Source organism: Candidatus Eisenbacteria bacterium (assembly GCA_005893305.1).
Taxonomy (GTDB): domain Bacteria; phylum Eisenbacteria; class RBG-16-71-46; order SZUA-252; family SZUA-252; genus WS-9.
Genome location: VBOZ01000010.1, coordinates 110,119 through 129,215, shown reverse-complemented (window position 1 = coordinate 129,215; position 19,097 = coordinate 110,119). Strand labels below are relative to the sequence as shown.

Below are 19,097 nucleotides of genomic sequence, written 5' to 3'. Positions count from 1 at the left end.
GGTCCCTCCGTTCGGGCTCGCCTCGGGCAGATCGATCGTCCGCGTCCCCGCAACGACTCCCTCCGCGCCGGGAGCCGGCGGCTCCGGCGGGAGCGCCGTGCCGATCGGAAGCGACGCGGCGCGGAATCGCTCGAGCGACTCCCCGGCGCGGCGGCGCGGCTTCTGGGGAAGCGCCGCCCCGGCGGCGAAGAATCGAAGGAGCCAGGCGACCGACTTCTTGAGCTCCGTCCGGTGGACGATCCGATCGATCATTCCCTTCTGGAGCAGGAACTCGGAACGCTGGAACCCCTCGGGGAGCTCCTGGTTGATCGTCTGCTTGATGACGCGGGGCCCGGCAAAGCCGATCAGCGCCTTCGGCTCCGCGAGGATGACGTCGCCCACGGACGCGAAGCTCGCCGTGACGCCGCCCGTCGTCGGATGGGTCATGATCGAGATGTACGGGACTCCGGCGTCCGAGAGCCGCGCCAAGAGCGCGTTCGCCTTCGCCATCTGCATGAGCGAGAGAATACCCTCGAACATGCGGGCGCCCCCGGATGAGGAGAGGATGAGGAGCGGGTGGCGGGTCTCGATCGCGAGAAGAATGCAGCGCGCGATCCGTTCGCCGGCCGCGGAAGCGAGGCTCCCCCCCAGGAACGCGAAATCCATGATCGCGAGCACGCACGGATGCCCCTCGATTCGCCCCTCTCCGCAGAGAACGGCCTCGGAGAGTCCGGTCTCCTCGCGCGCCTTCTTCAGGCGATCGCTATAGCGCTTCGCGTCGCGGAATTTGAGGGGGTCCGTCGAGACGACCTCGGAGAAGCGCTCGACGAACGTATCCTCGTCCACCAGGATCTTGATGTAGGACCGCGCGGAGATGCGGAAGTGGTAGGAGCACTTGCTGCAGGTCCAGAGGTTCCGCTCGAGCTCCTTGTGGTACAGGATCTCGCCGCAGTCCTCGCATTTCGTCCAAAGTCCGTCGGGGAGCTCCCGTCGCCGCTGCTGGGCTTTGAGCCCCTCTTTTGCCTTCCTGAGCCAGGTCATGCCCTCGAACCCTCCTGAAGGCTCCGAAGCATGACGATAGCATCCTCCACCGGGTTCCGGTAGTAGTTCTTTCGCATGGCGACATCAATGAACTTGTTTTGGTAGTAGAACTTACGGGCAGTTTGGTTCGACTCCCGGACCTCCAGGGTGATCCTCCCGACACCCTTCTCCCGGGCGGTTTCGAGCAGATCATCCAACAGCTGCTGGCCAACACCGGAGCGCCGCTCGGAGGGGTGGACGGCCAGATTTCCCAGGTGGGCCTCATCGACGATCATCACCGCCAGCAGGTAGCCGACGAGCGCGTTCCCCCGCACGGCGACCCTGGCGTAGGTCCCGCCGCCCACCTCCAACTCCGAGCGAAACATCTCCCGCGACCAGGGATCGCTGAACGAGACCTTCTCAATCGCGAGCACGTCGTCGATCCGGGCGATCGTCATGGGTACTACGCGGATCGCGTTTTCCGGGTTTCGGGCCCTCATGAGGCCGGCTTCCGGGCGTTCGGGGCCCGCCCGTACGCCGGGGAGGCGGCCGCCCAGTCGGCGACCCGCCCCGAGAGGAAGAGCCGGTCCGCGATCTCGGCGACGGCCGGGCCGAGCGGGGCGGGTGCGACGATGGACACGCCCGTCGAATCGAGCTGGTCCTCGAGCGCCGCGGCGATCCGGGCGTTGGACGGCGCGAGCGCGAGGGTCGGAGGGGACTGCGGCGACCCACCCGCGCGCGCCTGCTCGATCACCAGCGCGACGGCGTCGTCCTCATCCACCGGCTCGGGTCCCCAGACGAGCATCGCGCTCGAGCCCCGCTCCCAGAGGGCCGCCTCCACGAAGCCGCGCTCTCCCGGTATCAGGGTGGCGATCCGGCCGCGGCCCAACCGATGGGCGTGGGCCATCGCCTCGTGGGCCGAGACGAGGACGAGAGGCAGGGAGCGGCCGAGGGCCACCCCTTTCGCCCAAGCGAGGCCGATCCGAAGCCCCGTGAACGAGCCCGGTCCTTGCGAGACGCCGACCGCGGCGAGATCTCCGAGCGAGATTCCGCGCCTCTTCGTGAGCCGCTCCACGGCCTCCGAGAGAATTCCGGAGTGTCCTCCCGGCGGGAGCGGCTCCGATGAGAGCGATTCGCCGTCGCCGGCGAGCGCCACGGACCCGTCGACGCCGGCCGTGTCAATTCCCAGGATATAGCGCATCGTGCCACCGATCCCGGTCGAACGCGCCCTCGCGCGCGAGCGATTCCCAACGGTCCCCGCGCGGCCGAATTCTGATTTCCCGCCCGTCGCCGTCGAGATAGCGGAGCTCGAGATCGAGGCGGTCGAGGGGAAGGTCCCCCGCCGCGCGGTCGGCCCATTCGACGAGAACCACCGCGTCCCCTAGGGCCAGGTCCTCGAGGCCGAGCCCGGCGAATTCCCGGCTCGAGGCGAGGCGAAAGAGATCCGCGTGCACGACGGTCGGCTTGGCCCCGTAGACCTCGACCAGCACGTACGTGGGGCTTCGCACCCGGGCGCCGGGGTGGAGCGAGGCCAGCACACCGGAGACGAAGGTCGTTTTCCCCGAGCCCAGCTCCCCGGTCAGGGCGATCCAGTCCCCCGGCTTCAGGAGCGATCCCACGTGGCGGCCCAGCGACAGCGTCTCGCCCTCGGTCCGAAGCATCGAACGCAGCTCGACGTTCACGGGATCAGCCGCGCGGGCGCAGCGTGGCCACGGGCAGGATCATCTCCTCGAGGGAGATCCCGCCGTGCTGGAAGCTGCCGCGGTATTTGCTCTCGTACTCGTGAAACTTCGTGGGGTAGATGAAGTAGAAGTCCTCCTTCGCCACGATGTACTGCTTGTTAAGCGCGTCCGCAGGGAGCCGGAATCGGGCCGGGTCCCTGAGATGGATCGCCTGCTTCGGATCGCAGCCCAGGTTCGATCCGAACTTGAAGCGGAGATTGGTCGAGGTCTCGCGGTTCCCGTAGACCAACGCCGAGCGCCGGCTCAACACGGCCCCATGGTCCGTCGTGACCACGACCACGCAGTTCTGCTTCGCGATCCACTTGAGCGCGTCGAAGAGCGCCGAGTGGAGAAACCACGACCGCATCACGGACCGGAAGGCCGACTCGTCCGGCGCCAACTCTTTGAGAAGATCCGACTCGGACCGGCCGTGCGTGAGCATGTCGAGGAAATTGAACACGAGGGCGACGAGCGGGATGTTCTGGAACGTGACGATGTTCCGGCGGACGTGGGACGCCTCCTCGGCGTTGTAGATCTTTATGTACTTGAGCCCCGACGGAAGCTTGACGTCGAGCCGGGCCAGCTGGAGATCGAGGAGCTGGCGCTCGAACCGGTTCTTGCTCCGCTCGTCGGTCGAGGCTTCCTGCCAGTAGTTGGCATGCTGGCGCTGGATCTCGTCCGGCAGAAGCCCCGAGAAGATGGCGTTCCGCGAGTAAGGCGTGGCACTCGGCAGGATCGAGATCTGGTGCGTCAGCTCGATGTCGAAGTACGGGCGGAGGAGAGGCTCGACGGTGAGCCATTGATCGAGCCGCATGCAATCGATCACGAGCAGGAAGACGCGTCCCCCTTCGCGAAGGTGGGGCGCCACCCACCGCTCCACGACCTGGTGGGACATCGGCGGGCCCTCTCCGCCGCCGACCCACGACTCGTAGTGCGACTCCACGTAGGAGGAGAACTCGACGTTCAGCTCCCGGCGCTGATCGCCCTGCGCCTGCTTCAGGCCCTCGTCGTCCACCTGGTCCAGCTCGACGTCCCACTGGGCGCTCCGCGCGTAGAGATCGATCCAGCCCCGCCAGTCGAGCCCACCCGCCGACTCGGACCGGAGGCGGGCCAGCTCGGCCACGTAGTCGCGGGCGCGCCGCGACTCCTGGAGCCGGTCCGACTCGAGCAGCCGCTTGAGCGCGAGAAAGATCTGGGTCGGCCGCACCGGCTTCAGGAGGTAGTCGTCGATCCTCCGGCCGATGGCCTCGTCCATGAGGGACTCCGCCTCGTTCTTCGTCACCAGCACGATCGGGAGGCCGGGATCCTTCTCCTTGATCGCCTCGAGCGTCGCGAGGCCGCCCATCCCCGGCATCGACTCGTCGAGCAGGACGACGTCGAATTTCTCGCGCGCGGCGCACGCGACCGCGTCGTTCCCGTTCGAGACGGGCGTGACCCGGAAGCCCTTCTCCTCCAGGAGGAGGATGTGCGGCTTCAGGAGGTCGATCTCGTCATCGGCCCAGAGAATCTTTCGAATGACCGGGTTCATGCGGGATCCGGGTTCAGGAAGGCTGCGGGGGCGGGACGGGCAGCGTCACGGCCACCGCGGTGCCGCGCCCGGGAACGGTATCCACGATCTGGATGCGCCCTCCATGGTACTCGCGCACCACCCGCCTCGCAAGCGCGAGGCCCAGGCCCCAGCCCCGCCGCTTCGTCGTGTAGCCCGGCTCCAGGGCTCGGCGGCGCTCCTCGGGCGACATGCCCCGTCCGTTGTCCCGGACGCAGAGCTCCACGAGGCGCTCTTCGCGCTTCCACACGAGACTCACCTCGATCGTCCCTTTCGGCTTGTCGATCGCGTCGATCGCGTTCCGCAGCAGATTCTCAACCACCCACTCGATGAGCTCGCGGTGGAACGCGACGCGCGGGATCGCCTCGTATCGCTCGATGATCTCCACCTCGTGCCCGATGTGCGGGAGCCGGTTCCGGAAGTAGTCGACCGCGCCCGAGACGACGTCGGTGAGATCGCCCTCCTTGAGGGTCGGCATCGAGCCGACCTGGCCGAACCGGGAGCTGACCTTGTGGAGGCGGGTCAGGTCGCGGTCCATCTCGGAGACCACTTCGTCGACCCGCTCCTTCCTGAGGTCGCCGCTCGCCGCGGTCTCACGAAGCACGGCCGTCCACCCCATCAGGGACGAGAGGGGCGTGCCGAGCTGGTGCGCCGTTTCCTTCGCGAGGGCGGCCCAGAGGAGCCGCTGCTCGCCGATCAGGAGGCTCCGGAGTCCGGCGTAGCCGAAGAGAAGCAGGATCAGGATCAGGATGAGCTCGATGTACGGCAGCCAGCGCAGCTCGTGGACCAGCTTGGGCTCCCCGTAGTGAACGAAGCCGAGGACGCCGGGCTGGCCGACGCGCAGGATGTTCACCGGCTTGTTGATCCGGTCCAGGCGCCGCACGATCTCCTGGATCCGCGCCACCTCGTGCGTCGGACGGCCGGTCCGCGCGACCCGGTCGAGCACCGAATCGGGAATCGCGTCGGAGTGGATCCCGATCTCCTTCCACGCGCGCGGGACCCCGTTCAAGTCCGTCAGCACGATCGGGAAATTGATGCTCTGGACCGCGTCGCGAAAAATCGGCCGGATGTAGGGATCGTCCGCCGCCTGCATCGTCACGACGGCGAAGAAGGTGGCGAGGACGTCGCAGCGGGCGCGCGTCTCCGCGTTCAGGCGGGTGATGATGGTGTTGGAGTGGACCACGAGCGCCACCATCAGGACGACGACGGCGAGAAAGAGATAGACCTTGTAGGAGAGCGCTCGGAGGAGGGGAAAGGATCGGCGCGCGGCCATGGACGGGCCCCTAGGCGGGGGCGAGCTCGCGCACCCCGTCCATGTACGGGACGAGCGCGTCCGGGATGCGCACCGTCCCGCGTTCCGTCTGATGATTCTCGAGCAACGCGGCGAACGTGCGGGGGAGCGCGAGGCCCGACGCGTTCAGGGTGTGCACGAACTCCGGCTTGGTACCCCGCTCGGCCCGGAATCGGATGCCGGCCCGACGCGCCTGGAAGTCCTCGAAGTTGCTGCACGAGGAGACCTCGAGCCATCGCCCTTCCCCGGGCGCCCACGCTTCGAGGTCGTAGCACTTCGCGTTGGCGAAGCTCAGATCGCCCGCCGCCAGGAGGAGGACCCGGTAAGGAAGCTCCAGCGCGGCGAGAACGGCCTCGGCGTTTTGCCGCATCCGCTCGAGCTCATCGTACGAGGTCTCCGGCCGGACGAACTTGACGAGCTCGACCTTGTCGAATTGGTGGACGCGGATCATGCCGCGGGTCTCCCGGCCCGCCGCGCCCGCCTCGCGGCGGTAGCTCGCGCAATAGGCCGTGTGGTAGATCGGCAGCCGCTCTCCCTCTAAGATCTCGTCCCGGTACATGTTGGTGACCGGGACTTCGGCCGTGGGGTTCAGGAAGAGCTCCTCGTCAGCGAGGCGGTACATCTCCTCCTCCAGCTTCGGAAGCTGGCCGGTCCCGAAGAGACACTCGCGGAGCACGACGTGCGGGGGCGACACCTCCCGATACCCATGCTTTCGGGTGTGGAGGTCGAGCATGAATTGGATGAGGGCCCGCTCGAGCCGCGCACCCATCCCCGTGAAGAGAAGAAACCCGCTCCCTGCGATCTTCACCCCGCGCTCGAAATCGAGGAGCTTGAGCGACTGCGCGAGATCCCAGTGGGGCTTCGGCTCGAAGGAGAACCGGCGGGGCTCGCCGACGCTCGCGACCACGACGTTCCCCGAAGCGTCCGCCGCCCGAGGGACCGATTCGTGGGGCACATTCGGAATCCAGACGAGAATGCGCTCGATCTCGGCCTCGAGCGTCGCGATCCGCCCGTCGAGGGACTTGATCTCGTCGCCGACCCGCTTCATCGCGGCGATCGCGTCCGAGGAGTCCTCTCCCTTCTTCTTCTTCCGGCCGATCTCCTCGGAGGCCTCGTTCCGCTCGTGTTTCAGGGCTTCGACCTTGGAGAGGAGCCCGCGGCGCTCTTCGTCGAGGGCGAGAAGGCGGTCGAGATCGGCGGTGCTCTTCTTGAGCGAGATCGCCTCGCGGACGCGAGCGGTGTCGGTCCGGACGCGCTTGAGGTCGAGCATCGGCTATCGGGCCGCGGTCCCGACGCCCGAGAGGATCCTTCGCGCCCCTTCCACGAGGAGGCGCTGCGCGAGCCGGGAGCCGATCCCGACCTCGTCGCCGGCCTCTCCCTCCTCGATGTCACGGACCGCCCTCCGCCCGTCGCGGTCGGTCACGAGCCCGTCCAGGCGGACGTTCTGGCCGTCGATCGCGGCCAGCGCCCCGATCGCCATCGAGGCGTCGGCCTTCAGCTCGCGGACGAACGCGCGCTCGGATTCGATCTCCATCCGCGCGGTCGGGGTCTCGAGGTGCTTGACCAACTTGAGCAGATCCTTCGAGCCCTGCCGGATCTGGACCACGCAGGCCCCCTGCCCAGCCGCGGGAAGGAGCACCTCGGTCGTGAAGATCTCGGTCACGCGGTCCTGGAACCCCAGGTGCTCGACCGCGGCCGCGGAGACGATGAGCCCGTCGACCTCTCCGGAGTCGAGCATCCGAATGCGCTCGTCCAGGCTCCCGGTGAAGTCGACGAGCTTGAGATCGTCCCGATAGCGGAGGAGCTGCGCGCGGCGGAGCGGCGTGTGCGCGCTGATCACGGCGCCCTCGGGAAGCTCGTCCATGATCGTCTCGTCGCGCGCGATCAGGACGTCGAAGGGCGTGAGGCGCTCGGTCACCGCCGCCAGGAGGACCCCCGATTCCGGGTCCGGGGCCAGGTCCTTCGCGTTCTGGACCGCGAGATCGATCGTTCCCTTCGCGAGGGCGCGCTCGAGCGGCGATCCGGGCCAGCCGATGCTGAGATCGAGGCCGCTCTCGCCGGAGGAGTCCACCGGGTGAAGCTGCGCGGTCGTCGTGCCGAGGTACGGCTTGAGCTGGTCGGCGACGCGCTCGCCGAGAATCTGGCCGAGGCGGTTGGCGCGGTATCCGATGCGGAGCGTGGCGTGGCTCATGAGGGGACCGACGCTAGCACAGGATCACGCCTCGCGCAGCGACTCGATGATCGGCATGGCCGCGGCCTTCCGCGCGGGAAAGAACCCGCCGACCAGGCCCATCAGCGCCGAGAACGCGAGGCCGGTCAGGAGCATGCCCGGCGTGACCTGGAACCGGAACGCCAGCTCGCTGAAGGTGGCGAAGCTCATGGTCCCGGTCGTGAACGACCGGACCGGCAGCGCCAGGACGCACCCGATCAGCCCCCCGATCAGGCTCAGGAAGACCGACTCGACGAGGAACGAAGCCAGGACCGAGCCGCGGGAGAAGCCGATCGCCAGAAGCGCGCCGATTTCCTTGGTCCGCGCCCCGACGGCGGCGTACATCGTATTGAGCGCGCCGAAGACCGCCCCGAGCGCCATGATCGAGGTGACAAAGAGGCCGAGCATGCGGAGCATCCCCGCGAGCGTGCCCGACTGCGCGGCGTAGAACGCGTCCTCCCGCTGGACCTCGACGCTCATCCTCGGGTCCGACTCGAGGCGCTTCTTGAGCGCCGGGAAATACGACGGATCGCGGAGCCGGAGCGTGATGCTCTGGAACACCGGGCGGTCGAAGACGGGCATGAAGAGCTCGACGTCCCCCCAGATCTCCGAATCGAAGGTCGTGCCCTGGGCGTCGATCACGCCCACCACCGTCCACGAGCGCCCGGCGAGCTTGAGCTGGTCCCCCACCCGGCAGTTCCGGAATCGCTCGGCCACCATCTTCCCCACGACGATCTCGTCCAGCCCCGGGCGGAACATGCGGCCCTCGGCCAATCGCACCTTGGGGCGGAGCGCCAGTGACTTCGGGCCGACGCCGCGGACGACGACGTTCGTGGTGGTCCCCGACTTCCGGGGAAGGTTCCAGACCACCATCAGCTCGGCGGCCGCGAGCGGCGTGTCGTCGGGGGCGCGCGCGATCTCCTCCTGGCTCATCACCGCGGCAGCCGACTCGCGATCGAGGATGCTCATGAGCTCCGATGTCGACCCCTTCCGGATCACCATCGCGTTGTTCGGCGAGCCCGTCGTCTGGAGCGCGGCCTGGAATCCGCCCGCCAGCGCGAGCGTGAAGATGAAGACCCAGGCGACCAAGGCAATCCCGAGCGCCGTGAGCGCGGTGCTCACCCGCCGGGCGGCCAGGTTCCTCAGATTGTAGGCGATCGGGATGAGGGCCACGCTACGCAACCTTCCGGAGCGCGCCGGCGATCTGGAGCCGTGCCGCCGTTACCGCGGGCGCGAGACCGCTTAGGAGCCCCATGACGACCGCGAGCAGGAGGCCCATCCCGAGCGTCCCGGGAAGCATGCGGAAGTTGGGAATCATGCCCCCGGCCGTGAAGTCGAGCCTGCGAAACAGAAGAAACGCGATGCCGCAACCGAGGATCCCGCCGGCGAGGGAGAGGACCATCGATTCCGCCGCGACCAGACGCAGGATCAAGCCGTCGTCGAACCCCAGCGTCTTGAGAACGGCGATCTCGGTCGTCCGCTCCCGGGCGGCCATCATCATCGTGTTGATGGTCACGAGCATGATCGCGAAGACGATCGCGGAGCCCAGGATCGTGAGCAGGAGACTCACGTTCCCCATCATCTGGATGAAGCCGGCCTGGAACGCCTTCTCGGTCTCGGTCTTCGTGGGCTGCGGGCTGTTCTCGTAAATGGCGTCGATGCGGCCGCTCACGGCGGGCGCGTCCGTGGCCGAGCCGACGCGGACCCAGTAGATCCCGACCCAGTTCTTGCGGGGCTGCGGCATCACCTCGTTCAGGTAGTCCCAGTGAAAGAAGATCGTGTTCTCGTCCGCGTCCGGCGTGCTCGCCGTGTAGATCCCGCGCAAGGTCAGGCGCCAATCGCCGGGATAGATCGTCCCGGTAATGGGGATCACGTCGCCGATCTTCCATCCGTACTTAGCCACCAGCGCCTTTCCCGCGATGCAGGAGGTCCGCTCGCCCAGGAAGGTCTCGCGCTCCGGCCCCGGCAGGAGAAGCTCGGGGAAGAGGTCGAAGAGGGAGACCGCGTCCACCGCGAACTGCGTGAACTGATTCTTGGGATCCTGGTAATAGCCCCCGAACCAGTTTCCCCAGCTCACCCGCTCCACGCCGGGCACCCGCTCGAGGCGCTCCTTGTACGCCAAGGGAAGCGGGAAGACGAGGGAGGCCGCGTGCCGGACCACGAGGCGCGTGGCGTCCGAGGCCCGGATCCCCGCGTCGAGGGAGGTCATGACCGTGCGCAGCGTGCAGAAGAGGAAGAGCGCGATCGCGATGGAGGAGACGGTCAGGAACGTCCGCCGCTTCGACCGAAGGAGATGGGCGAGGATGAGGCGGAAGAACTTCACGGCTTCAGGATTCCCTTGTCCAAGTGGAGCGTCTTCTGGGCGCGCTCGGCGGCGTGGGGATCGTGCGTGACCATCAAGATCGTCTTCCCCATCTCCCGATTCAGCCGTTGCAGGAGGACGAGGATCTCCTCCGCGTTCTTCGCGTCGAGATCGCCCGTCGGCTCGTCGGCCACGAGGAGCGTCGGGTCGGCGACGATCGCCCTCGCGATCGCGACGCGCTGCTCCTCGCCTCCCGAGAGTTGCCGCGGAAGGTGGCCGGCCCGTCCGTCGAGCCCGACCAGCTGGAGCGCCAGGTGGACGCGCTTCTTCCGGTCGGACCCGGAGAGCCGCGTCAGGAGGAGCGGCAGCTCCACGTTCTGGAACGCCGTCAGGACGGGAATCAAATTGTAGAGCTGGAAGATGAACCCGACGTGCCGCGCCCGCCAGGCGGCGAGCTTCGAGTGTTTCAGGGTGCCGAGCGACTCGCCCGCGACCCGCACGTCGCCGCGCGTGGCCTGGTCGATGCCCCCGATCAGGTTCAAGAGCGTCGACTTTCCGGAGCCGCTGGGTCCCATGAGCGCCAGGAATTCTCCCCGCTTCACCTCGAGGTTGATCCCGGCCAGCACCGGGATTTCGATCTTGTCCCGGCGGTAGACCTTGTGGACGTCGTGGAGCGAGATCAGGCTGCCGTTCGCTGCGGCGATGCCGTCGGCCATTCGATGTTCCTCCGATTCCCTATCTGATTCGAATCCTGGATTTATCCTTCAGCTCGGGCGGCGCCTCCACGACCACCGCTTCGCCCGCCGCGAGCCCGCCGCTCACCGAGACGCGATCGGGTCCCAGCGGCCGCGGGGAGATAGCGCGCTCCCGCGCTCGATCGCCCTCCACCACGTAGATCACAGCCCGCCCCTCCTGGTCGCGCACCGCGGCGCGCGGGATCCAGACCACGGCCGGCGCCGCCGCGCCGCCGCCCGCGGAGGTCGACGGAGCCGGATCGGCCAGGAAGGTGACCTTCGCGCCCATCTCGGGGAGCACCCGGGCGTCGAGCGAATCGAACGACACCTTGATCTGGACCGTGGCCTTCTGCCGATCCGCGGTCGGGACGATCTGCCGGGCGTGTCCCGGGTAGCGCTCGCTGGGATAGGCGTCGAGCGTGATCTCGGCGCGCATCCCCTGCCGCGCGCGGGCGACGTAGCCCTCGTTCACGTCCACCTCGACCTCGAGCGTGGCGAGGTTGGCCATCGTCGCGATGGCGCCCCGCGTCAGCCCTCCGCTCGAGGGAATCGGGCTCACGATCTCCCCCACCTCCGCCTCCTTGCGGAGCACGGCTCCCGCGAACGGGGCGCGGATGAAGGTCTTCTCGTACGCGATCTTCGCCTGGTCGAGGCCGGCCCGGGCGGACTGCGCCGCCGCGGCGGCGCTCTCGACGCGCGCCCGCGAGACGGCGTCGCGCGCCTCCACCTGGTCGAATTCCGCCTGGCTCACGAGCCCGCGCGCGAGAAGCTCGCGCACGCGGCCCAATTCGAGCGCGCTCTCCCGCGCCGTGGCCTTCGCCTCGGTGCTCGCGGCCTCGGCCGAGGCCAGGGCCGCCTTCGCGCTCTCCACGGCCGCCCGCTGATCCTCGTTCCGGAGAACGCCGAGAACCTGCCCCTTCGTGACGCGGCTCCCCTCGCTGACGTAGAGGGCCTCGAGCCGGCCGGCCACCTCGGTCGAGACCGAGGCGCGCTGCCGGGCCACGACGTATCCGCTCGCGGTCAGCACCTCCGAAGCGCCGGCGCCGGGAGTGCCGCCGAGCGCTTCGGCCCGCGCGACGGTGACGGAGATGGCTTTGGGAGCGAAGACGGGCTTTAGGAGGACTGCCGCGACGACGAGCGCGACGAGGAGCCCCAGAAGAAGAGCCCACGGCCGGGGTCCGCGGCCGGATGACGGAGGAGGCGATTCGCGATCGATCGTGAGGCCGGAAAGATCGGCCGAACCCGTCCGCGTCACGCCGTGATGCCCTTTTCCTCCCGGACCTCCCGAACCGCGTCCACCATGACCCGGAGCTTCGCGAAGGCCTCGTCCACCGTCCGCGTCTTCAACCCACAGTCCGGATCGACGTACATCTGCTCGGGCTTCAGCACCTCGAGGCCGCGGAGGATCCCCGCCTTCACCTCGTCCTTGGTCTCGACGCGGTGGGAATGGACGTCCAGCACGCCGTACCCGATCTCCTTCGTGAACGGGTTCGCGCGGAAGCGGTCGAGGAGGTCGTAGCGGCTGTTCGCCATCTCCAGATCGATCATGTCGACCGGGAGATCCAGAAGCGCGGGGTAGATCACGTCGAAATCGCCGTAGCAGATGTGCGTGATCGTTTTCGCCTTCAACCCCTCGGTCGCGCGGCCCAGCGCGCGCACAGCGAGCGAAAGCTCCTCGGGACGCACGGAGACGGCCGGCTCGTCGATCTGGATGAACTTCGCGCCGGCTTCCTGAAGCGCCAAGGCCTCTTCGTTGATCGCCTCGGCCAGATCCATCGCCATCGCTTCGCGCGACGGATAATGCTCGTTGAACGACCAATCCATCATCGTGTAGGGACCGGTCAACATCCCCTTGATCGGCTTCGAGGTCTGCTCCTGGGCGAACTTCCACCAGCTCACGGTGAGCGGCTCCTTGCGTCGGATCGGCCCCACCGCGATCGGCTTCCGGTAGTAGCGGTTCCCGTAGGAGCGGACCGGGTTCGAGATCGCAAACCCCGGCATCAGCTCGGCGAAGTAGGTCGTCATGTCGCCGCGGTAGAGCTCACCGTCGACGAGAATGTCGAGCCCGATCTCCTCCTGGCGGCGGATCAGCTTCACCGTCTCCTCGCGCTCGAGCTTCTCCAGCGCGTCGGCGGAGATCTCGCCGCGCGCGCGCTGGTTGCGCGCCTTCTCCAGATTGGGGGGCTTGGGGAAGCTCCCCACCGTGGTCGTCCACAATCCGCGGGGCATGATCATCCTCCGTTCCGCGACGCGATGCGCGCCGCCTCGACCAACCGGGAAACCTTGAGCTCGGCCTTGTCGGCGGGCAGGTATTCCAGGCTGGCGCTCGTGCTGAGCTGGAAGTCGAGGTCCGGGCGCGCGGAGCGGGCGCGCGCGACGGCGCGGGCGACCTCCGCCGGATCCTCGAGGCGGGTGTTCCGCGCGTCGATCAGGCCGAGCGCGACGATCCGCTCCTTGGGAACGCGCGGCAGGATGTCCCACGCCGCGGACGACTCGACCAGATCGAGGCCGATCGCGCTCCACTTGAGGTCGCGGATCGCGTCGAAGACCGCCCCGGGGGTCGCGAACGGGACATGGATGACCGTGCGCGCGGTCCGCTCGGCCAGGAGCGGCTCGAGCGCGGCGCGCACGAGCGACGCCTCCTCCGCGCGCACGCGTCCGATCCACGGCTCCTCGAAGTGGATCCAGCGGGCTCCGGCCTTCTCGAGCGCCTGCGCCTCGCGGGCGAGCGCCGCTCCGATGGCGCGGAGCGCGTCGGCCGGCGACTTGTAATGGCGGTCCTTGGAGAACCGGTAGAGCGAGAACGGCCCCGGTAGGAGCGCCTTCACCGGGCGCTCGGACATCGATTGCGCGGCCCGGAAGTCCTCGACCGTGATCGGCCGCTCCCAGGACACCGCCCCGACGATCTCGGGCTGGCGGTAATACGTGTTCGTATCGAGGTAGCGGATCAGCCCGGCGATCTGGAAGCCGCCGAGCGATCGCGCCACGTACGTTTGAGCGTCATCCCAGGCCGCGGCCCCGTCGACGGGGATGTCGACGCCGGCCCGCTCCTGCATCGCCAGAATCCGGCGCGTCGTCGCTAGGATCGCTTCCGCGACGTCTTGGTCGGTGGCCTTCCCCTGGTCGCGCCGATTCCGCACGACTCTCAGGTTGGCGTCACCGGGTTGGGTCGGAAGCTTGGGATAACTTCCGGCCAACGTGGTCTCGATCTGCACGTTTCCTCCTCGGATACCTGTTCTTCGAAACCGGGCGCGCCACGGAGATTACCACAGCGTTTGCAAGCTCTCAATCCGGCCCTATACTGCGCGCCGTGACGCGCCTCTCGGTCGTGATCCCGACCCAGAACAACGAGGATACCCTTCCCGCCGCGCTCGCGAGCGTCGCCTTCGCCGACGAAATCATCGTGCTCGACTCGGGAAGCGTCGACCGGACTCGCGACATCGCGCTCGGCGCCGGGGCGCGCGTCGTCGAGCGCCCCTACCGGAGCGACGGCGACCAGCGAAACGCGGGGTGGGCGGAGGCGGCCGGCGCGTGGGTGCTCGCGCTCGACAGCGACGAGGCGCTGGATTCGACTCTCGCCGAAGCCGTGCGCGGCGTCGCGTCGAAGGATCCGAACGCCGGAGACCCGGTGGCCTACGCGCTTCGGTTCCGGTGCCACTTCCTTGGCTTTCCGCTCGACCACGGGGGGCTCGACCGCGACGTGCACGTCCGCCTGGGAAGGCGGGAGCGCACGCGCTGGGAGTCCGCGCTCCACTCGAGCTTGATCGTCGACGGCCCGGTCGGACGGCTGCCGGGCGTCGTCGATCACTTCACGGCCACGGAGCTGCCCGGCCGTCTCAGAAAGCTCGCGGCCTACGCCGCCGACCGCGCCGAGCGGATGCGCGCCTCGGGCGTGCGCCCCTCGGTGCCGCGCGCGCTCTGGGAGCCGTCGCGATTCTTCCTGGGCCGCGTCGTGATCCGCGGCGGTTGGCGGGACGGCCTGCCCGGCGTCGTGTGGTGGTGGCTTCAATCGACCGAGATCCTGCTCGCGTACCTTCTCCTCTACCGGCGATCGCGCCCGGGCTCCGAGGGGCCGCGGTCGACCGGTAGCAGGCCTGCTTAACTTTAATTACTGCTAGAACATATAAGGTAACCGAAGCGCCCCGCGTCTGCCCTCCCTCGAATTTGTGGTCATGTGTACTTGACAAAATGTCTGGTATAACATACATTAATGGCATGGGAACGGCGGCGGTGCGAAACCAGATCAGGCGGCTGCGCTTCGAGTCCGGGGAGATGACCCAGCAGGCGTTGGCGGAACAGGTGGGCGTGACGCGACAGACGATCGTCGCGATCGAGGGCGCGAAGTACGCGCCCTCCCTCGAGCTGGCCTTCCGCATCGCGGCCGCGTTTCGAAAACCGCTCGAGGAGGTCTTCCAATTCCACCAGCAAGAGGAGAAATGATGAACGCGTCGTTTGAGGAGAAGAGCGTCTGGATTCAACTGATCAGCATGGTCGGAGTACTGGGCTCGTACTTCGTCGTCGCGGCGCACATGCTCTCGAGGGGCGTCACGGTCGTAGCCGCATTCGTGCCGCTCTTCTTCGTGGCGGTGGTCCTGCTGGTCGTCGTGCTGGTGGCCGGCCACACGGTCGTGGCGATCGCGAGCAAGCCGGAAGGGCGGGACGAGCGCGACCGGCTGATCGGGTGGCGGGCCGAGCGGAATTCATCCTGGATCCTGAGCGTCGGCGTGCTCACCGCGATTACGGGCATGGTCCTGGCGATCCCCAATGTTTGGATCGCGCACCTGCTGATGCTCTCGATGCTCCTGTCGGAGGTCGCGAGGTACGTCTTCCAGCTCGTCTACTACCGGCGGGGCATGTAGGGGCGCTAGGCGGCCGGCCCCGTGCACTCCGGGCACGGACAGATCCGCCGAATGAAGTCGAAGCTGTAGATCCCGGTCGAGTGGCCGTCGCTCCACTCGATATGGAGCGCGTAGTTGCCGACGATTCGCGCCGCGAGGATCTGGATGTCGGGGTTCACGTGCTCTTCGAACACCAACCGCTGCCCCGTCGTCTCGCTCACACATTGAGCGCACGGGCATCGGCCGCGCAGATAGCGCGCGGGAAGGATGCTCTCGTGTCCGTCGGCCCAGCCGATCGTGACGCGCTCGCCGCCCTTCTTCTTGATCGAGAGCGGGGTGGTGGCGTCGGATGAGAGCGCGGGCACGCTACTCCTCCACGACCGTGAGGGCGATTCGCTTGAACGTCTGGATGCTCACCTGCTGGGCGAGCTTCCCCGCGATCTCCTGAAACGCCTTTCCGGACGGCGACTCGGGCTCCGAGAGCACGACCGGGGTCCCCTCGTCCGAGTAGCGGCGGATCGCCGCGTCGAGCGGGATCTCGCCGAGGAACGGGACGCCCAGCGATTCCGCCGCGCGCTTCGCCCCGCCGTGGCCGAACAGGTCGTCGCGCTCGCCGCAGTGCGGGCAGACGTACGTGCTCATGTTCTCCACGATGCCGAGGAGATGCACCTTCGTCTGCTGGAACATCCGGAGCGTCTTCATGGAAATCTGTAGCCCGACATCCTGAGGCGTCGAGACGATCACGGCGCCGGTGACCGACGCCGTCTGCACCAGCGTCAAGTGCACGTCGCCCGTTCCCGGCGGCAGATCGACGACGAGGTAGTCGAGCTCCCCCCAGTTCACGCCGAGGAGGCACTGCTGGAGCGCCTTGTGCGCCATCGGGCCGCGCCAGATGAGCGGCTGATCGCCCGGGCTCATGTAGCCCATCGACATGAGCTTCACCCCGTGGGCCAGGCCCGGCTCGATGACGTTGTCCTCGCGCGGCTCGGCCGGATGGCCGGCGCGCATCAAGATCGGGATGCTGGGGCCGTAGATGTCGGCGTCCAGGAGCCCCACGCGCGCGCCACTTCCCGCGAGGGAAACCGCGAGGTTCGCCGCGACGGTCGACTTCCCAACGCCGCCCTTCCCGCTCCCCACGGCGATGATGTTTCGCACGTTCTTGAGCACGCTCGTGTCGGGACCGGGCGCGCGGCGCACCTCCGACGTCATGTTCACGAGCACATCCTTCACGCCCGGGACCTTGGAGAGCACCGCCTGCTTCGACTGGTCGCGGAGGCGGTCCTTGACGGGGCAGGCGGGGGTCGTGAGATTCACGTCGAAGGAGACGGTCGTCCCCTCGATCTTAAGATTGCGGATGAAATTGAGGCTCACAATGTCACGGTTGAGATCCGGATCCATGACCGCCCGGAGCGCATCCAACACCATGTCTTCGCGGATCGCGACGTCGGTCATTCGTTCTCCTCAACGGGAAGGCGCCAGGGTGGGCAGGGCCGGAGATGATACCAATCCGTGGGAACGCTCCCAACCACTATTCGGACCACGGCCTAGCTCTATCCTAGGATGCGGAGTACCATCCAAACGATGCGCGCCCAAGTTCCGATCTCGCCGAGACCCACGCCGATTCCGGTGAGCCCAGCCTCGGCGGGGCGCGACGTCGTCTGCGGCATGTCCGTCCGACCCGAGAGCCCGCATCGGCACTCGGTCGGCGGGCGCGAGTACCTCTTCTGCAGCGAGCGCTGCCGCCAGCGGTTCGCCGATGATCCCGATGCGTTTCTCTCCGGGAAGGCGGCTCCGGCCACCACTTCGAGGCACCCGACCGGCCCTTCTCCCATTTCCGCCTCGAAGCCGACGATCTACACCTGCCCGATGCATCCCGAGATCCGGCGGGACCGCCCGGGATTTTGCCCGATCTGCGGCATGGCCCTCGAGCCGGCGGGCGCCGGTCCCGGAGACGAAACGGAGCTCCGCGACATGTCGCGCCGCTTCTGGATCGCGGCGGGACTCACCGCGCTTACGATGCTCCTCTCGGTGGGAGAGATCGCGGGGGCGCCGGCGTGGCGGCTCCTCTCGATGCGGCACCGGGCGATGCTCGAGCTCCTGCTCGCGACGCCGATCTGCACGTGCGCCGCGTGGCCGTTCTACGCTCGGGCCGTCGCGTCCGTTCGAAACCGCAGCCTCAACATGTTCACGCTCATCGGGCTCGGGGTCTTCACGGCCTATTCCTACAGCGCCGTCGCCGCGCTCTTCCCTGGAATCTTCCCGGCCTCCTTGCGGGACGAGTCCGGCCAGGCCGGGGTCTACTTCGAGGCCGCGGCCGCGATCGTCACGCTGGTCCTCCTGGGCCAGGTCCTCGAGCTCAGGGCGCGCGGCCGGACGGGCGCGGCCATTCGAAAGCTGCTCGACCTGGGCGCCAAGACGGCGCGGCGGCTTCGCCCGGACGGAAGCGAGGAGGACGCGCCGCTCGACCAGGTTCGGGTGGGCGATCTCCTCCGGGTGCGGCCGGGCGAGAAGGTCCCGGTCGACGGCGTGGTGCTCGAGGGCACGAGCTCCGTGGACGAGTCGATGATCTCGGGCGAGCCGATCCCAGTGTGGAAGGACCCGGGGAGCCGCGTCGTCGGGGGCACCGTGAACGGGACAGGCGCCCTCGTCATGCGCGCAGAGAAGGTCGGCTCCGAGACGCTGATCGCGCGGATCGTCGCGATGGTGGCCGAGGCGCAGCGCACGCGCGCGCCGATCCAGAACCTGGCCGACGTCGTCTCCTCCTATTTCGTCCCCGCCGTCGTGGCGGTCGCGGTCGCGACGTTCCTGATCTGGAACCTGGTCGGCCCCGAGCCCCGGATGGCGTACGCGCTCCTGAACGCGGTGGCGGTGCTCATCATCGCCTGCCCCTGCGCCCTTGGGCTCGCGACGCCGATGTCGATCATGGTGGCGGCCGGGCGCGGCGCCTCGATGGGGATCCTCTTTCGGAACGCGGAGGCCATCGAGGTCCTCGAGAAGGTCGACACGCTCGTCGTGGACAAGACCGGCACCTTGACCGAGGGGAAGCCGAGACTTGTGGCGGCGATCGCTCTCGACGGGAACGAGCCAATGCTCTTGACGTACGCGGCCGGCCTCGAGCGCGAGAGCGAGCATCCTCTCGCCGCCGCGATTCTGGAGGGCGCGGAATCGCGTGGCTTGGCGCTCCCCCGCTCCGCGGAGTTCAGGAGCGTGACCGGGAAAGGGGTGCGCGGCACGGTCGACGGCAGCGAGGTCGCGGTCGGGAGCGCGGCGCTCCTCGCCGAGATGGGCGTCGACCCGGGAGCGCTTCGAGACAGGGCCGACGCGCTCCGCTCCGAGGGGCAAACCGTCGTCTTCGTGGCGATCGAGGGGAAGCCGGCCGGTCTTCTCGGCATCGCGGATCCGCTCCGGGAGGGCGCCGGCGAGGCGATCGAGGCGCTCCGCCGCGGGCGCGTTCGCA

The 19,097-nt window shown here is 68.2% G+C and carries 18 protein-coding genes and 2 pseudogenes (1 of these 20 running past the window's edge); 4 read left to right on the top strand and 16 right to left on the bottom strand.

Annotation, left to right across the window (positions count from 1 at the left end; all coding sequences use genetic code 11):
• Positions 1-186: 186 nt before the first annotated feature.
• From E6K79_03820 to E6K79_03755, 14 genes and pseudogenes are all read right to left on the bottom strand, one after another.
• A pseudogene (locus E6K79_03820) lies at positions 187-1,020 on the bottom strand (acetyl-CoA carboxylase carboxyltransferase subunit beta).
• Positions 1,017-1,499, bottom strand: a complete 483-nt coding sequence (gene rimI / locus E6K79_03815) for a ribosomal-protein-alanine N-acetyltransferase (GenBank protein ID TMQ65996.1) — start codon at positions 1,497-1,499, stop codon at positions 1,017-1,019. Before rimI ends, E6K79_03820 begins: the two are co-directional and overlap by 4 nt.
• Complete coding sequence (gene tsaB / locus E6K79_03810; protein TMQ65995.1) at positions 1,496-2,200, bottom strand: tRNA (adenosine(37)-N6)-threonylcarbamoyltransferase complex dimerization subunit type 1 TsaB; 705 nt, start codon at positions 2,198-2,200, stop codon at positions 1,496-1,498. The genes rimI and tsaB overlap by 4 nt, the downstream gene beginning before the upstream one ends.
• Positions 2,178-2,681, bottom strand: coding sequence for a tRNA (adenosine(37)-N6)-threonylcarbamoyltransferase complex ATPase subunit type 1 TsaE (tsaE, locus tag E6K79_03805; GenBank protein TMQ65994.1), 504 nt, complete (start codon positions 2,679-2,681; stop codon positions 2,178-2,180). The genes tsaB and tsaE overlap by 23 nt, the downstream gene beginning before the upstream one ends.
• Before the next feature lie 4 nt (positions 2,682-2,685).
• Positions 2,686-4,248, bottom strand: coding sequence for a bifunctional response regulator/alkaline phosphatase family protein (locus E6K79_03800; protein TMQ65993.1), 1,563 nt, complete (start codon positions 4,246-4,248; stop codon positions 2,686-2,688).
• A 13-nt stretch (positions 4,249-4,261) separates the two neighbouring features.
• Entirely contained in the window at positions 4,262-5,539 is a 1,278-nt protein-coding gene (locus tag E6K79_03795) for a HAMP domain-containing histidine kinase (GenBank protein ID TMQ65992.1), read from the bottom strand.
• Between the two features lie 10 nt (positions 5,540-5,549).
• Positions 5,550-6,827 (bottom strand): serine--tRNA ligase, encoded by a 1,278-nt coding sequence (gene serS / locus E6K79_03790; GenBank protein TMQ65991.1) that lies wholly within the window; start codon positions 6,825-6,827, stop codon positions 5,550-5,552.
• A gap of 3 nt (positions 6,828-6,830) precedes the next feature.
• Positions 6,831-7,748 carry a hydroxymethylbilane synthase gene (hemC, locus tag E6K79_03785; protein TMQ65990.1) on the bottom strand — a complete coding sequence of 306 codons (918 nt, stop codon included), beginning with the start codon at positions 7,746-7,748 and terminating at the stop codon, positions 6,831-6,833.
• Between the two features lie 24 nt (positions 7,749-7,772).
• Complete coding sequence (locus E6K79_03780; protein ID TMQ66090.1) at positions 7,773-8,930, bottom strand: ABC transporter permease; 1,158 nt, start codon at positions 8,928-8,930, stop codon at positions 7,773-7,775.
• A gap of 10 nt (positions 8,931-8,940) precedes the next feature.
• Entirely contained in the window at positions 8,941-10,089 is a 1,149-nt protein-coding gene (locus tag E6K79_03775; GenBank protein ID TMQ65989.1) for an FtsX-like permease family protein, read from the bottom strand.
• Positions 10,086-10,784, bottom strand: a complete 699-nt coding sequence (locus E6K79_03770; GenBank protein ID TMQ65988.1) for an ABC transporter ATP-binding protein — start codon at positions 10,782-10,784, stop codon at positions 10,086-10,088. Before E6K79_03770 ends, E6K79_03775 begins: the two co-directional genes overlap by 4 nt.
• 19 nt (positions 10,785-10,803) lie before the next feature.
• Positions 10,804-12,621, bottom strand: coding sequence for an efflux RND transporter periplasmic adaptor subunit (locus E6K79_03765; GenBank protein ID TMQ65987.1), 1,818 nt, complete (start codon positions 12,619-12,621; stop codon positions 10,804-10,806).
• Positions 12,054-13,031 (bottom strand): methionine synthase, encoded by a 978-nt coding sequence (locus tag E6K79_03760; GenBank protein TMQ65986.1) that lies wholly within the window; start codon positions 13,029-13,031, stop codon positions 12,054-12,056. Before E6K79_03760 ends, E6K79_03765 begins: the two co-directional genes overlap by 568 nt.
• A gap of 2 nt (positions 13,032-13,033) precedes the next feature.
• A complete protein-coding gene (locus E6K79_03755; GenBank protein TMQ65985.1) occupies positions 13,034-14,032 on the bottom strand; it encodes a hypothetical protein in 999 nt (332 codons plus the stop codon).
• A gap of 80 nt (positions 14,033-14,112) precedes the next feature.
• On the opposite strand from E6K79_03755, the gene E6K79_03750 reads away from it, so the two are divergent.
• The 3 genes from E6K79_03750 to E6K79_03740 all read left to right on the top strand — a co-directional run bounded on the left by E6K79_03750 (position 14,113) and on the right by E6K79_03740 (position 15,661).
• On the top strand, positions 14,113-14,904 hold the full coding sequence (locus E6K79_03750) for a glycosyltransferase family 2 protein (protein TMQ65984.1): 792 nt from the start codon (positions 14,113-14,115) through the stop codon (positions 14,902-14,904).
• Positions 14,905-15,017: 113 nt separating this feature from the next.
• A complete protein-coding gene (locus E6K79_03745; GenBank protein ID TMQ66089.1) occupies positions 15,018-15,242 on the top strand; it encodes a helix-turn-helix transcriptional regulator in 225 nt (74 codons plus the stop codon).
• Positions 15,242-15,661 (top strand): hypothetical protein, encoded by a 420-nt coding sequence (locus E6K79_03740; GenBank protein ID TMQ65983.1) that lies wholly within the window; start codon positions 15,242-15,244, stop codon positions 15,659-15,661. Before E6K79_03745 ends, E6K79_03740 begins: the two co-directional genes overlap by 1 nt.
• A 5-nt stretch (positions 15,662-15,666) precedes the next feature.
• Here E6K79_03740 and E6K79_03735 read toward each other — a convergent pair whose 3' ends face one another.
• Together E6K79_03735 and E6K79_03730 are read right to left on the bottom strand one after the other, a co-directional pair.
• Entirely contained in the window at positions 15,667-15,966 is a 300-nt protein-coding gene (locus tag E6K79_03735) for a DUF971 domain-containing protein (protein TMQ66088.1), read from the bottom strand.
• A gap of 40 nt (positions 15,967-16,006) precedes the next feature.
• Entirely contained in the window at positions 16,007-17,092 is a 1,086-nt protein-coding gene (locus E6K79_03730; GenBank protein ID TMQ65982.1) for an Mrp/NBP35 family ATP-binding protein, read from the bottom strand.
• A 129-nt stretch (positions 17,093-17,221) separates the two neighbouring features.
• On the opposite strand from E6K79_03730, the pseudogene E6K79_03725 reads away from it, so the two are divergent.
• Positions 17,222-19,097 (top strand): annotated as a pseudogene (locus E6K79_03725) (heavy metal translocating P-type ATPase) (it continues 481 nt past the right edge of the window).

Coding starts and splice junctions, on each gene's coding strand:
- tsaB (TMQ65995.1), bottom strand. CDS start 2,200: ATGCGCTATATCCTGGGAATTGACACGGCCGGCGTCGACGGGTCCGTG.
- E6K79_03745 (TMQ66089.1), top strand. CDS start 15,018: ATGGGAACGGCGGCGGTGCGAAACCAGATCAGGCGGCTGCGCTTCGAG.
- E6K79_03800 (TMQ65993.1), bottom strand. CDS start 4,248: ATGAACCCGGTCATTCGAAAGATTCTCTGGGCCGATGACGAGATCGAC.
- E6K79_03730 (TMQ65982.1), bottom strand. CDS start 17,092: ATGACCGACGTCGCGATCCGCGAAGACATGGTGTTGGATGCGCTCCGG.
- E6K79_03795 (TMQ65992.1), bottom strand. CDS start 5,539: ATGGCCGCGCGCCGATCCTTTCCCCTCCTCCGAGCGCTCTCCTACAAG.
- E6K79_03760 (TMQ65986.1), bottom strand. CDS start 13,031: ATGCCCCGCGGATTGTGGACGACCACGGTGGGGAGCTTCCCCAAGCCC.
- hemC (TMQ65990.1), bottom strand. CDS start 7,748: ATGAGCCACGCCACGCTCCGCATCGGATACCGCGCCAACCGCCTCGGC.
- rimI (TMQ65996.1), bottom strand. CDS start 1,499: ATGAGGGCCCGAAACCCGGAAAACGCGATCCGCGTAGTACCCATGACG.
- E6K79_03740 (TMQ65983.1), top strand. CDS start 15,242: ATGAACGCGTCGTTTGAGGAGAAGAGCGTCTGGATTCAACTGATCAGC.
- serS (TMQ65991.1), bottom strand. CDS start 6,827: ATGCTCGACCTCAAGCGCGTCCGGACCGACACCGCTCGCGTCCGCGAG.
- E6K79_03770 (TMQ65988.1), bottom strand. CDS start 10,784: ATGGCCGACGGCATCGCCGCAGCGAACGGCAGCCTGATCTCGCTCCAC.